The organism is uncultured Methanobrevibacter sp., from assembly GCF_902771435.1.
In the GTDB taxonomy this organism is placed as follows: Archaea; Methanobacteriota; Methanobacteria; order Methanobacteriales; family Methanobacteriaceae; genus Methanocatella.
Genome location: NZ_CACXXB010000032.1, coordinates 1 through 13,397 on the forward strand (window position 1 = coordinate 1; position 13,397 = coordinate 13,397).

Here is a 13,397-nt window from a genome sequence, read left to right on the forward strand (position 1 = left end):
ACCTGGTCTCGTTTCGATCCCAGTAGTGAAGTCCTTTTGTGTTTTGTTTGTGTACTATGGTTTTCTATGGGAATTTCATTTCGCTGCAAGCTCATTATAATTATAATTATAATTTAACCGTAACCATGACTTTATACAAATTCAGTTTTAATACTTATCAACATCACAAATATTTCACCAAGGAGGTATTAAGAATGGATATTGGAAATTTAATTAATGTTTGGGATTTAACAATCTGATACATTTCACTTTTTATTTTGTAACTTGTTGTAGAACTTTTTGTATTTAATATTTAATCCTAGGGGGATGATATTATAACATCTATTCAATATGGAATGTCTAGAGCAGAAAATTTTAGACGTATGAGAAGAAAACGCATGCAAAAAGAACCACCAAGAGTACAGGAGATTGATTGTTGTCCTAAATGTAATTCTCCTAATTTAGAACATGACTATCAAAAAGCTGAAATTTCCTGTAGACGTTGTGGATATGTTCTTGAGGACAGCATAATAGATATGGGTCAGGAATGGAGAGCATTTGATCATGAACAAAGAGACAAGCGTTCCCGTACCGGAGCTCCAACAACTTATGCAGTATCCGATAAAGGATTAACTACAAGTATGGGTAGAGGCAATAGAGACATTAATGCAAGCAATGTTCCTGAAAGGAATAAAGCCCAAATGTACAGAATCAACAAATTAAATCAGAAAATCAGAATTTCCGGTACAGGTGAGAGAAACTTGGCAATTGCCCTAAGTGAACTCAACCGCGAATGTTCCAGATTAGGTCTTCCAAAACCAGTTAAAGAAGATGCCGCCATAATTTACAGAAGAGCTGCAAAAGCAAATCTTGTTCGTGGCAGAAGTATTGAAGGTATGGTTGCCGCTTCAGTTTACACTGCAGCAAAACGTTGCAAGTTACCGCGTACTTTAGATGAAGTTTCCGAAGCTTCCAATGTCACTAAAAAACAAATTGGTAAAAATTACAGATTTTTAAGAAGGGAATTAAATATCAAAATAAGCCCTCCTTCTCCTGCAGATTTCATTCCTAGATTTGCCTCTCTTTTAGGCGTGTCTGGTGAAGTTGAATCAAAGGCAATCGATATTGTTCACAAATCCAAAGAGCAAGGATTGCTCAACGGTCCGGAACCTACCGGTGTTGCAGCTGCAACTATCTACATAGCGGCAGTATTGCTTGGTGAAAAAATCACTCAAAGACAGGTCGCTGAAATCGCAAAGGTTTCAGAAGTAACTATCAGAAACAGATATAAGGCATTATCTGAAAAACTTAACTTAAGTCCTGCATTATAGATGATTAAATGAGTATTAATTACTTTTTAATCATTTTTTTTATTTTTTTGAAAATAGTTAAATATTATTTTTTATATATTATTATTTGTCGTATCATTTTTTGACCAATGCCTACGGTCCTTTTATGAGGAAAGTTTTAGCTGTCGATGATTAGGAGAAACCCAGCATTGGATAGGCTGCCCGTTTCGAGGGTTACTCGAGGAGCGAAGGGTATTCTAGCGATGATTCAAGAGAGTTAGTATACGGGCAACACTCATCAAAATATTTATTACTTATCAAATGCTCTTACCAAAAACACATTTTATATAGGAGTAATAAATATGGATATGCACAAAAAAGATGAGCAACTTTTAAGAAGCTTTTGTGATGAGAGAGGTCTTAAAGATGTAACTTATGAAAGCTACGCCACCGCCATTGGTTTATATTCCAGATACCATAAAAAGCCATTCTACCAGTTGTTAAAAGAAGCCGAAAAGGAAGAGAAAGAAGAAGTCAAATGGAAGCATTCACAATTGAGGGCAAGACTTCTTGCATTCAGAAACCATTTGATGAAGAAAGGACATCTTGCAACTACAGTCAAGAATTATGTCAGCAGGGTTATGACCGTATATGAAGAAGGTTTTGACATTGAAATCGGTAAAATGCCAAAGTTAAATCAGAAAAATGTCAAAAGGCCTATGCCTATTTCTTATAATGATTTGCCCGACAAGGAATTGCTTAGGCATATCCTGAAGATGGTCAATCCGTTGATGAAGGCGATAATTCTCTTCATGACCAGCAGCGGATGCGCAAAAAGGGAAACTTTAAACATAACTGTACAGGATTTCATTGATGCAACCTATGATTATCATCACAAGGATAATATAGATGATGTTATTGAAGCATTGCACGGCCGTGATGATGTGGTTCCGTCCTGGAGGTTAAGAAGACAGAAAACCAACAAGTACTATACCACTTTTTCAAGTCCTGAATCTACAGCAGAAATAATTCACTATCTTGTGATAGATGAGAGGAAACTTACAAATTCAACTCCTCTTTTCAATATCAGTTCCACTCACATGAACAATACCTTCGGCAAAATCAACAACAAGCTGAACCTTGGAAAGGCAGGTTCATACAACCGCTTCCGTTCCCACATGCTGAGGAAGTTTCATGCAAGCCAGCTGTACAATGACGGTTTGAGCATGGATGAAATCGATGAACTTCAGGGCAGAGGAAAGGATCAGACCAGAACTTCCTATTTTATGGAAGACCCTTTGCGTTTAAGGGAAAAATATATTGAGCACATGGGTGCTGTCACAATCAATCTTGATGTTGAGAGGTTATCCATCAAATCTCCGGAGTTTCAGGCGATGGAGAGTGAAAATCAAAAATTGAATGCTGAACTGGATGGTCTTAAGAGTGAAGTTGATTATATCAAAAGAGCTTTGAGAAATAAGACTTAAAAGTTCTTTTCCATTTTTTTTATTTTTTTTAACTACAATTTTTCAACATGATGGTTTCATCATGAGTTTGATTTATACATTTTACTATTTCTTGTCATATTTTTTTGTCAAATTGTTTATAGAATTTTGGAAAAATACATGCCTTATCTTCAAGTATAACATTGTAATAATTAAACAATTTTGATATTTTATCAAATAGAAATGTTTAAATAGCCAAAATTACAGACTAGTATTAGCCATTACTAACTGGGAGCAATTTTACGAAGTGGGAGCAATTTTCCACTCTCGTACAACTTTTTTTTAGTAAGGCTTTAAAACCAGTTTAAGGAGGTAAAATATCAAAAAAACAGTGAAAAAAAAGATTATGAAAAAATAGGTATAATACAAGTGGGCAAGTAGAAAAATAAAAATAATTATGCATGCGACGAAACAAGCTAAAAATTAATACTTTTCAAAACTTAACCCAATATCTAGTTTATTTTAAGGAATATATAAAGATTTTCAAATTAAATAAAGCAAAACTTATTTTATTCTAAATATTGCGATTGAGAATTGAATATTGATTTTACCAACATACTATTTTTATTTTCAAAGACTTCTGGCCACTTGTGTGTTTTATATTGTTGAACATATAGTCCCATCCAAGATGATGGGCAAAAAGGAGATACAAAAATATGTGTGAAGTAATAAAACCCCGGCCTAACGAAATAATAATTTTCAATAATTTCAGGGCACTTGAAGAAGCCATTGACGAAATTTCACAAACAGAAAACATCAGAAATGAAAGGGAATTCTTCGAGTCATACAGAATCAAGATAATGAAACTTGATTAAACACGTTAAGACGAACTAAAAATTTAAGATAAAATCGGGAGTCTAAAAATAATGTTGGAACAAGAAGTAAATGGAGAAACCCATGTTTTAGTCCCAAAAGACATCTGGGCTAGAATATGGTTGGTCTTTGATAGAATTGAAAACTTGGGTGAATTCAAATGAATGGCTATTCACCTATTGCATTAATTGAGGTTGATTAATTATGACAACCTCAATTAATCAATTTGAAGACAATTTCTGCGGCATTTTAACTCACAGTGGTGAAATCAAAATTGCCAAAGGTGATGTCGAACAGAAAATCCTCTATATCGATGACGACGGTATCGTATTGGTGGACGGTGGAAAAAAGGCATACCAAACAGTAATACACTCCAAGCTATTGCCATTGATTCATTATGCAACAGCTGGAGATACAGGATTCATCAAGTTCATAAGAGGAGAAGCCTACATTGTAGGGTTCAGGAAAAACAGGAGTGACTGACATGGAAAATACAATTCTTGAAATGCAAAAGAATCTCGATGAAGGACATTTCATTGCATTTGTATCTGCAAATGAAAATCCCTATTGTGCAGTAATGAAGTCAGATGAATTGAATTTCCCGGACAGTAAAACAGTTGTTATTCACAAAAACGATGGAAGAACTACAATAATTAACTTGAATTTTATTATTGAGGTCTGCATCAGGAGAGTTGGTCAGTATGCCTAAACCAGCACGATTATATCCAAAAGAAGAACCGATGGATCCCAATCCAAAAATGATTTTTATTGGAAGCATGTTATTTGCCGTGGCTATCGGCTGGATTGGAATAGCAACAAGTACAGGAGGATTATAAATTAATCCTCCAAAATTTTTCAAGGTGATAAAAAATGGTAAAAGCAGAACTAATAGAAGAACCGCAAGTGAGTGAAATTGTCGCTGCTGCTGATAATGTCCCGGATGTTGGTGTAGCTATTGAACAGTGGGACGCTTATCAAAAACTCTGCAAAGGGTTACTCAATGACAGTGACTATCAGGAAATCATAGTCAAGGAAAAAGACGAAGACGGAAATTACGTTAAAGTGAAAAGACACTTCAAGAAAAAGTCAGCATGGCAAAAGCTATCCCGTGCATTCAATGTTGATACTGAAATCATTGACCGTGATTTGGAGAGAACCAAAATGGGCAGAATCAGAGAAGCATACTACTGCGTTCGTGCAACCTTGCCTAACGGCAGAAGTGTAGAATCAGATGCACTATGCTCAAGGTCTGAGAAAGGAAAAGACAAAGTGTCTGACCACACAATAATGTCAACTGCAAAGACCCGTGCAACCAATCGTGCAATAGCTGAACTGATAGGTGCAGGTGAAACATCAGCAGAAGAAATGACAGCAGAAAAGATTGTAACTCAATCAAAATTTCTAAAAGAGGATAACTCCTCTTAAATAATTTTTTAGGAGAGAATTAAAATGAGTTTTGAAAACACAAAACAAACCATATTTACCGGAACAGAATTGGACTTTGAAGAAATAGTTGAAATACCAGACGGATATGAAAAAGCCGAACTAAGGGACTTTGAAGATGGAACTTTAATAACCGGCAGGCCTGAAATGTCATCAGTCACATCATACACTTTCGATGATGACGGTGAAGAAAAAACCGTCAACCGTTTCAAGTTATTCATTTTCAAAGACAGCGAAAAACTATACGTTGAAATAAACGTGAATCTTAAAAATGACAGTGACCTTCACAAAAACATCAGAAAAGGAAGCGTACTCTTTGACTTCATAACCTCTATTTTAGAATTGGAAAATGCTGGTTCAGTAGGCAGATCCAATATCCTTAGAAACGTCAACCTTGCTGAATACCGTGAATTCGTCAATAGCTTAGATGAAATGACCATACAGGTTAAAGAGAAATCAGGAAGCTACATCTATTACAGTTTCATTGTACGTGATGTCCAAGTTAAGTAAATGGAGTATAAACATGAGTAATGTAGCTGAATTACCGACAAAGGATACAATAACCCTAATCATCAACAAAAAGAATGTGGATAAGGTTACATATGTATTTAAAAACAGGTACGGTAATAAAATCGGAGAGTATACTAATAAATCTCCAGCTACATTATCTTCTCAGAGTAATGTCGCAAGGCAGTTCAAACAAATCGTAAATCCTAAAGGTGACCTCAAACCCAGACAGGTCAACAACCAGTTCAGCGAACTAAAACAGCTATTGCAACTTAACTATGAAAATGAACTATCGGTAATTGAGCAGGAAATAGCTGACAAAAAGCAGGCCGAACAGGAAAAAGATGCCTCCAAATTAAAGGAAGCTATCACTAAACTGCAATCGCTGGACTGTCCATTGATTTATATTGGAAGCATTGTTGAATGGTTTACAGCAGGAGAACGCAACAATATCCTTTATGCATTTACTGTATATGCAGGTCAAGTCATTTTGCAAAATCCGGTATCAGTAATATGTCTGGGTGAGGCAAGCAGCGGCAAATCCCACATCCAGGAAACCGCACTGAAACTGATTCCTAAAAGATTTGTTGTCAATGAAAAGAAAATCACTGAAGCGGCACTCTTCAACCGTGCCAAAAAGGACAAATATTTCTATGACGGTAAAATCGTTAACTATGGTGATATGGGTGGAAGCAACGACCATGAATTCATGGAAGAGTCTAAAAACCTAATGAAGGAACTTCAATCCGACGGCTTTCTAAACAAGCCTTTAAACATTTCCGATGGTGAAGGAGGATGGGATGTAAAAGATTTGGAGCTTGTCGGCAGGCCCTGTCTTACATATACTACAGTGCCTAACCATTATTTTGATGACCAGGAAATGAGCAGAAGTATCTTTATCACTCCAAGAATGGATAACCAAAAGATATTCAATCAAAGAAACAGTGCACTGGAATTCAAGCATGGACGAAGCTACAAGATTCTAAAACAATATGAAAGGGAAGCTGAGCTAGTGCCATACATGCTGCTGCACCTTAAAGAAGTCTTTGAAGATATTGTGGTGATTAATCCATATGTGTATTTTGTCATAAACTTCCTTAAAAACTCTTCTTTCTATAAAAGGGATTTTGACAAGTTCAATGGACTTTTAAAAACAATAACGGCCTTGAACTATTACAACCATGAAGTCTATGACATTGGTGGCAAGAAGGTGATATTGACAAATATTGCAGATGTGCAGCTGTTTATGAGTCTGCTTAAGCCATACAAGGAAAGTATATCAGCCAACCTTGCTCCGAAAGCTGTTGAGGTTTTGAACGATATCAGGAACAATATTGATGAGTGGAGAATGAGCAAGGATAGGGAAGTGCTGGATATGGGAATCACAACCAACGATTACTTCTCACTTCAGAGCCTCGGACTGAGCAAGGCATCAGCAAGGAAATACATGTATGAACTGGCAGACAAGGGATTTCTACAGATTACTGATCATGTCGGCAGATCCAATGTATATGATCTGGCCAAAAGTGAAGTTGAATCCATAAACTATGACTTAAAGCACATTGACGATTCAACATATGAAAACATCTGCTATGAAATTGGCGAATGGGTTGTAGACATTATGAAGGAAGATAAATTTGTTGAGGGGTTAAGTATTATGAACTTTGATTCAACGGTTAAAAAACCAACATGGATAGATAAAAACCATAAAAACTGATAAAACCATGAAAACCATAAAAACTAAAAAACTATAAAAACCATGTAAACTTTAAAAAACTTTTTAAAAAGTTTTTATAAAAAATTGCTTACAGTTGTTTTTAGAGTAATTGAAGGATTTTGTGTTGGTTTTGATGATGTGGATTTTATTAAAAAACTAAGGTTTTGAGGATAAGTGGGGGCAAGTTTAACAAGTGTCCCCGCATACTCTGGAAAAATATGGTTTTTTAAAATTTCATTTTTGTGAAAACTAAGGAGAATCATTATTATTTGATTTAAAGATTTTTAAAGAGTTTTTAAAAAAACCATCCCAAAAGTTCTCAATAGTTTTTATGGTTTTTAAGGTTTTTATAAAAATTGATTTTTATGAAATCTATAAAACAACAGATAATTGAAGCCAAAAAAGAAAAAAGAGAAAGGGAGGGAGAGATGTGGTTTGTAGATTACTGTAACAACTGCAAAACAGGATTGGCTTCAGAATATGATGTTGCCTGCCACCATCCATATTACTGTTGGCATGAAGGCGAAGCAGCTATTGTGCAAGCAGGAATTGTCCGGATAGATGAGTTTAGAAGACTGCATGGATATGTCACATCACAGATGTATTGGCAATATAAGGAGTTAAGAAAAAGGCAGAGCCAGTTAATCTGGCGAGGCAGAAGAAAATTACTGAGGAGTTAGATAATATGTTAGTTGCATTAACAGAAAATGGAAATCGCATTTATGCAGATGAAGCACAAAAAAGAGATGCTAATGGAAATAAGAATAAATTTTATTGTCCGGATTGTGGGTCTGAATTGACACTAAAGCAAGGAAGCAAAAACATATGGCATTTCAGCCACAAGGATGGAAATACAATTTGTCTATTCAGAAAAGGAAAAAGTGGTGAGTCAATCATCCACCAAACAATGAAAAAGAAAATCAAGGAAATTATCGAAAGAGATAATGATGTTGTATTTTCAGAATTGGAATGGAAAATCGGCTCAAGGATTGCAGATTACTATTGTGAAATCAGGGATGCTAGAGGTAATATTCGCAAGGTTGCCGTTGAATGCGTATACAGGCACAATGACATTGATGAGTTTACTAACAAGAGTGAATATTATTTTGATAGGGAAATCTATTGCTTATGGATTTTCAATTTAACTCGTTTTCTAAATAAGGACAATTCCTTTAAAGAAGAGGTGAGGGTTAATGAGATTATTAAAAAAGCACACACGGCATATTTTGGAAAGGTCTTTGCTTTAGACATTGCCAACGAAGTCATATATGCAATTCATCTATCTGGCATACTTCGTGAAACAGAATCTGTTACATTATATGATGAGTTGGGTAATGGATATGATGTTGGTGGAAATAGCTATTTTTTAAGAGGCACGAAATCTCCTGACCCTGTTTTAATTGGTGATTTGTCATTAACTAAGTTTGCCCGCACAAGGGCGGACGGATATTTGGATATGAATCGCAGTGTATGTATGGTGGATTTAGCTAAATGGTGGTGAAAGTGTATGGATAAAATTTATTATATATTTTATATAAAAAATATAATAAACAATATAATAAATAATTGTAATGGAAATGATTGACATGGGAATTACTGATTACATCAAAACTAGATTACTTAACAACCGTGTGGAACAGTACAACACCAAGCGCAGCTATTGGGGTGAAAGTGAAAGGCAACCTAGAGTCGATGGAATAAATACTGGCCTTGATTTGCCGGATGCTCTTCCTCCGGTCATCAACAAGACAATAGCTAATGCACGTTATGCTGTCAAGCTTGACGGTTACACTTCAGGAATATTGAAAAACAGAATTGACAAAGCCAATGTTAATGTGGTGCTTGTTGATAAGGAAAACAAACTCTCCCAAGAGCAGAAACTTACATTAATTCTTTGGGCTCGAAAAATTGACATTCGCCAAATTGCTAAAAACATCCTGCAGGGCGGAATGGTTGACGGTGAAGGTCTAATCAAACCGGTGCAGAGATGGGACAAATCCATAGGAAAATACATCAAGCCGATATTTCTTGAAATCGGTGCTCACGGCTATGGGTTGAAAAAGGAATTCAATGATGACAATGATGTGCAGCTGTACCTGCATGAGATGCCTAAAGATATTGTCAACGGATCACCGGAGGAGTTTGACAATTATGTCAGTGTTGAGGAAGGAACATTGACTGTTAAATACGAACCTGATGAGGTCATTAACTTCATGTACAATGAAATCTACTCGGAAGCACAAAGCATTATCTTAAACTGCCTTGATGACATTTATCATAAATGCAATCTCGAAAGAAATCAGGTTGAAAGAATCAACAAGGACAACATCATTGAAGTCAAACCTTCACTTGACGCTAACGGACAGCCAATAATCATGGAGCTCTCTTCAACTGCTAAGGAAAACCTTTATGCCGATTACGGAACCACTGCAAATTCAAATGTGGCTATTGTGCCTCCTGGAATTGAATCAAAAATCTTAGGTGGTAACAACTACCAGTCCGACTATACAAGGCAGACTGAAATCTTTAGAAACAATATCCTGAGGACTTTCGTCACTCCTCAGTCTCAGGCAGGAAACGAAAGGTCAAACCAGAACGTGGCGGAATACATCAACGATTCGGCCATTACAGGGTTTATTGTTAATGTGGCCAATGACCAGAAATGGGTTTTGAAGTATTGCAATCAGCTTTTGAATATGCAGCTTGAGCTGATGGGTGTAAGTGAAACATTGGATATTTATTTCAGCTATTCAAGAGATGATGTGCTTCGCTACATTATGGAACTCACCGCTGAAGGTGATGAAATCTATAAAAATTATTTAAGTAACTTTGAGGAGGAACAGCCTGTGGGTGAGAGAATCCTTAGTGACAGTGGTGTTGAAATATAAATATTTATATAAAATAAGTAATAAAATATATAATAAATAATATAATAAAAAGTGATTGAGATGAGACATGAACTATTTGAAGTCGGAACATATGACTACTCCGATTTGGATGAAAGGCTAACCAAACCTGTAAGATGGACAGAAGATGATTTAAAAATGATAGCAGAAAACTACCGTGGAGGAATCCCTTTAACCTCAGAGCACGACAATATCTACATCGGCATTGGAAACAATATCGAGTATGAGGAAGGAAAGCTATTCATTGAAGTACCGGACGAACTGGACATGAAAGGAAAAGGCCTTTCTCCCAAAGTTGATGTCTTACTTAAAGATAAAGGAGATTCATTCGGAATTGATACTATGAGCTTAATAGATGTAGGCGTTACCAAACACCCAAGAAAAATAAGATTGTTGAATTCAGAAATAACTGGAGAAACCGGAGCGACAGGTGAAACTGGTGAAAGTGGAAATCGCGAACCTGCACCGCAACCACAGTCAAGTGAAGATAAAAATGTAGCAACAAGCCTACTTTTGGAAAAACTTCAAGGAAAAGATGCAGAAATCGGAAAACTGCAGGATGAAATCAACAGCTTAAAAAAAGAATCCAAAAAGTATGAAAAGATTAAAAAATCCATAGAAGAAAATAAGGAATTCATAGACAATAAAGAGGAAATCCTAAACGAATTGTCAATTTTAAGAAAAGCTGAAAACAAAAGGAAAATAAAAGAGTACGAAGCCAAATACAACTTTAACTATAATGAAAACGCGCAGGATAAGGAAATAATCGATAAGCTATTGTCTGGGGACGTTGATATGGAGCTTATGGAAAAACTTGCTGAGAGAAGAATTAAAATTGAAGCTACCAGTGACGGCTCCACCCCAGGCGGAAGAAATCCTTCAAACTCTGATGAAGTAGGTGAAACTGGAAATGTTGGAGATGAGGATGCTCCATCCTTTAGGACTCGTGAGGAATACAATAAGATATTAAAAGATATGGGTTTTAATCGCACAAGAATTTAGCGATGATGATGTTTTTATTGCTTTTCACCGGAGCTAAACTTCGACATAGGCTCGTTATTTATTTGTTGGGAGGAGTAGTATTTTACTTCTCCCGAAATTTCTTGCATTGAAACCCTTAATGCCTAATTAATGGGGGACAGGCGCCCAATTTAATCAACATTATGGCAATGCAAGGACATAAAGTTTTTCATTACTTAATCCTAGAACCGACAGGTAAACGGCCGGTTCTTAAATTTAACCAAACAATTAATTTTAAATCCATTAATTAGAACACCTGAACTTCAGTTCATCTAATTGACAATATGTTATTTCATAGTTATAGTATGAATATTTAGTTAACTATCAAGCTGTTCAGCAAAACTTTGTGTTTTGATGTACTGATTGCCAGTAATATTTCTTAAAGTGAACAGATATATTGTTACTAATTTTTAACTAATTTTCAGAACTATGTTTTAGAAGATATTATCTTTAATGATTTGATTAAGAACAAAATCATTAGTTTATATAAATATCTTCAAAATTTATTCTCTTTTACTTGTTATTCATCTTTTTTATTTGTTTAATGAATAGTAGTGCAAAAATAATTGTGGCACTCCAAATAATAGCTTTTTGTATGATAATTTCAATAGATAAATCAATATTAATTCCATTAAAAAAATTACTTCCTAGGATGATAAAGTATAATATTGCATAAGATAATATCAACAGACAAATATATGCTAAAAATCCTTCTTTTTTTCTCACTTCAAAAAATAAAACTTTATTTAATTTGTCTGGAATTAATAACAATGTTTGGAATATAATTGTCATGATGAATAATATAATTGCTAAGTTAAAATTTGAATTTAATAAGGTATTGGTATTTATATAACCATAAATACCTAAAAATAAACTCAAAAACCCATATAAACTAGGATGATATCCTAAAACAATTTTATCACCATAAATAGAACTCTCATCATTAAAAACATCAATCCTAAAAAATAAAGCTAAAAAAGGAAGCACCAGTGCAAAAGCAATCAAAGATGATTTTGTTATATTATCAAGTATAAGTCCAATACTTAATATAATTATAATCATGCCGGGCATGAGACATGAAATAGTTTTGGAAATAATTTGATATGTACTTCCTATCCTTAATTTAGAATAAAACCCATACTTTTCGTCAAATCTTTCAAAATATATTAATGGATAAGCTAAACCAATAAAAAATACATAAATACCAAATAATAATAACAATATTAAATATTCCTGTGAATCTATACATAGATATAATAAAATACAAGTTATTATAACTAAAGGCATAAGAATAATCAGAATTCTTTCCTTCATAGATAAACTTCCAGGATTAGTTAAAAAAATATATTTTAATAATTTATCTTTCATAATATCATGCCATATCAAGCAGTAATTCGGTTATTGAATCATAAATAGCTTTATTAATGTTATTGCCATTCCCTTGATATTTTATTGCGATACTTACAATAATAAGCGTTGCAACAATACCAATTAACACGGGAGTTGATGGTAAAAATAATGTAGATGCTAACATATTAGGAATCATTACAGATGCTATCGCTAATGGAAATCCACTTAAAAGATCATTAATTAATTCCATATCTCTATCAGATAGTGTGAAATTCTCTGCCGAGTTATTTCTATTATTAAATTTTGTTATATTATTAATAATATTATTTGTTATAACATCATGGAAACAATAATTGTCTGTAAGATTTGAAATTGCGCCTTTGTATAAAAAATTATTTAAAATTGATAAATCATACATTTCACCATTATTTAAATTTAATTTAAGTTGATATTCAGAATTTCCATTAATTTGAATGATAATATAATTTTCAGAAGAGGTAACAGTGAAATTTTTTTGATTAATAATGCTGTCAAAAATGAAATTAACAGCTGATGTTGATGGAATACCTGCAAAATTTAATGCAATTGTTTCGAATTCGGATAATAGTAATGATGAAATATATCTGCATGTGTAAACATTTTCCCAGATTCCAGTAATTTTATATTTCATTGTTGGATCAGGGCAGTGGACATAAGCAGTGCCACCATATTCAACACCACACATAGAAACTACATAATCTTCTCTAACTGCTGAAACATTACATATGCCTGAAGCATTTTCCATAAATTCATCATACATTTTGATAGTGTTTAGTGCAGTTAAAAAAGTACCATATGAGGCTTTCATGAATCCAACAGGAAAACTACT

Annotated in this window: 14 protein-coding genes and 1 pseudogene; 13 read left to right on the plus strand and 2 right to left on the minus strand. The window is 34.3% G+C overall.

All coding sequences use genetic code 11. The features are described 5' to 3' along the window. Positions 1–377 precede the first annotated feature (377 nt). From QZU83_RS08415 to QZU83_RS08475, 13 genes are all read left to right on the plus strand, one after another. A complete protein-coding gene (locus QZU83_RS08415) occupies positions 378–1,310 on the plus strand; it encodes a transcription initiation factor IIB (protein ID WP_295611331.1) in 933 nt (310 codons plus the stop codon). Between the two features lie 320 nt (positions 1,311–1,630). Then, positions 1,631–2,755, plus strand: a complete 1,125-nt coding sequence (locus QZU83_RS08420; RefSeq protein WP_295611303.1) for a tyrosine-type recombinase/integrase — start codon at positions 1,631–1,633, stop codon at positions 2,753–2,755. A gap of 674 nt (positions 2,756–3,429) precedes the next feature. Further along, positions 3,430–3,588 (plus strand): hypothetical protein, encoded by a 159-nt coding sequence (locus tag QZU83_RS08425; protein ID WP_295588920.1) that lies wholly within the window; start codon positions 3,430–3,432, stop codon positions 3,586–3,588. A gap of 202 nt (positions 3,589–3,790) precedes the next feature. Next, entirely contained in the window at positions 3,791–4,069 is a 279-nt protein-coding gene (locus tag QZU83_RS08430) for a hypothetical protein (protein WP_295611306.1), read from the plus strand. 1 nt (position 4,070) lies between these two features. Then, entirely contained in the window at positions 4,071–4,295 is a 225-nt protein-coding gene (locus QZU83_RS08435) for a hypothetical protein (RefSeq protein WP_295611309.1), read from the plus strand. Next, a complete protein-coding gene (locus tag QZU83_RS08440; RefSeq protein ID WP_295588924.1) occupies positions 4,288–4,422 on the plus strand; it encodes a hypothetical protein in 135 nt (44 codons plus the stop codon). The genes QZU83_RS08435 and QZU83_RS08440 overlap by 8 nt, the downstream gene beginning before the upstream one ends. Positions 4,423–4,456: 34 nt before the next feature. Continuing rightward, the gene (locus tag QZU83_RS08445; protein ID WP_295611311.1) at positions 4,457–5,011 is read left to right on the plus strand and encodes a hypothetical protein; all 555 of its coding nucleotides are present in this window, start codon (positions 4,457–4,459) and stop codon (positions 5,009–5,011) included. Between the two features lie 24 nt (positions 5,012–5,035). Continuing rightward, a complete protein-coding gene (locus QZU83_RS08450) occupies positions 5,036–5,539 on the plus strand; it encodes a hypothetical protein (RefSeq protein ID WP_295611314.1) in 504 nt (167 codons plus the stop codon). A 13-nt stretch (positions 5,540–5,552) separates the two neighbouring features. After that, the gene (locus QZU83_RS08455; RefSeq protein WP_295611316.1) at positions 5,553–7,253 is read left to right on the plus strand and encodes a hypothetical protein; all 1,701 of its coding nucleotides are present in this window, start codon (positions 5,553–5,555) and stop codon (positions 7,251–7,253) included. A 365-nt stretch (positions 7,254–7,618) separates the two neighbouring features. Next, positions 7,619–7,933 carry a hypothetical protein gene (locus tag QZU83_RS08460; RefSeq protein ID WP_295611319.1) on the plus strand — a complete coding sequence of 105 codons (315 nt, stop codon included), beginning with the start codon at positions 7,619–7,621 and terminating at the stop codon, positions 7,931–7,933. A 5-nt stretch (positions 7,934–7,938) separates the two neighbouring features. After that, the gene (locus QZU83_RS08465; protein WP_295611322.1) at positions 7,939–8,754 is read left to right on the plus strand and encodes a competence protein CoiA; all 816 of its coding nucleotides are present in this window, start codon (positions 7,939–7,941) and stop codon (positions 8,752–8,754) included. A gap of 70 nt (positions 8,755–8,824) precedes the next feature. Continuing rightward, positions 8,825–10,141 (plus strand): hypothetical protein, encoded by a 1,317-nt coding sequence (locus QZU83_RS08470; RefSeq protein ID WP_295611325.1) that lies wholly within the window; start codon positions 8,825–8,827, stop codon positions 10,139–10,141. A 60-nt stretch (positions 10,142–10,201) separates the two neighbouring features. Beyond that, positions 10,202–11,161, plus strand: a complete 960-nt coding sequence (locus tag QZU83_RS08475; RefSeq protein ID WP_295611327.1) for a hypothetical protein — start codon at positions 10,202–10,204, stop codon at positions 11,159–11,161. Positions 11,162–11,692: 531 nt separating this feature from the next. Here the strand turns inward: QZU83_RS08475 and QZU83_RS08480 are convergent. Next, the gene (locus QZU83_RS08480) at positions 11,693–12,547 is read right to left on the minus strand and encodes a hypothetical protein (RefSeq protein ID WP_295611329.1); all 855 of its coding nucleotides are present in this window, start codon (positions 12,545–12,547) and stop codon (positions 11,693–11,695) included. Between the two features lie 4 nt (positions 12,548–12,551). Beyond that, positions 12,552–13,397: pseudogene (locus tag QZU83_RS08485) on the minus strand (hypothetical protein); the annotation flags it as partial.

What these genes read in the sequence shown, in the direction of transcription:
- QZU83_RS08430 (WP_295611306.1), top strand. Translation starts at nt 3,791, where the DNA reads ATGACAACCTCAATTAATCAATTTGAAGACAATTTCTGCGGCATTTTA.
- QZU83_RS08435 (WP_295611309.1), top strand. Translation starts at nt 4,071, where the DNA reads ATGGAAAATACAATTCTTGAAATGCAAAAGAATCTCGATGAAGGACAT.
- QZU83_RS08415 (WP_295611331.1), top strand. Translation starts at nt 378, where the DNA reads ATGCAAAAAGAACCACCAAGAGTACAGGAGATTGATTGTTGTCCTAAA.
- QZU83_RS08475 (WP_295611327.1), top strand. Translation starts at nt 10,202, where the DNA reads ATGAGACATGAACTATTTGAAGTCGGAACATATGACTACTCCGATTTG.
- QZU83_RS08470 (WP_295611325.1), top strand. Translation starts at nt 8,825, where the DNA reads ATGGAAATGATTGACATGGGAATTACTGATTACATCAAAACTAGATTA.
- QZU83_RS08420 (WP_295611303.1), top strand. Translation starts at nt 1,631, where the DNA reads ATGGATATGCACAAAAAAGATGAGCAACTTTTAAGAAGCTTTTGTGAT.
- QZU83_RS08460 (WP_295611319.1), top strand. Translation starts at nt 7,619, where the DNA reads ATGAAATCTATAAAACAACAGATAATTGAAGCCAAAAAAGAAAAAAGA.
- QZU83_RS08455 (WP_295611316.1), top strand. Translation starts at nt 5,553, where the DNA reads ATGAGTAATGTAGCTGAATTACCGACAAAGGATACAATAACCCTAATC.
- QZU83_RS08445 (WP_295611311.1), top strand. Translation starts at nt 4,457, where the DNA reads ATGGTAAAAGCAGAACTAATAGAAGAACCGCAAGTGAGTGAAATTGTC.
- QZU83_RS08450 (WP_295611314.1), top strand. Translation starts at nt 5,036, where the DNA reads ATGAGTTTTGAAAACACAAAACAAACCATATTTACCGGAACAGAATTG.
- QZU83_RS08440 (WP_295588924.1), top strand. Translation starts at nt 4,288, where the DNA reads ATGCCTAAACCAGCACGATTATATCCAAAAGAAGAACCGATGGATCCC.
- QZU83_RS08465 (WP_295611322.1), top strand. Translation starts at nt 7,939, where the DNA reads ATGTTAGTTGCATTAACAGAAAATGGAAATCGCATTTATGCAGATGAA.
- QZU83_RS08480 (WP_295611329.1), bottom strand. Translation starts at nt 12,547, where the DNA reads ATGAAAGATAAATTATTAAAATATATTTTTTTAACTAATCCTGGAAGT.
- QZU83_RS08425 (WP_295588920.1), top strand. Translation starts at nt 3,430, where the DNA reads ATGTGTGAAGTAATAAAACCCCGGCCTAACGAAATAATAATTTTCAAT.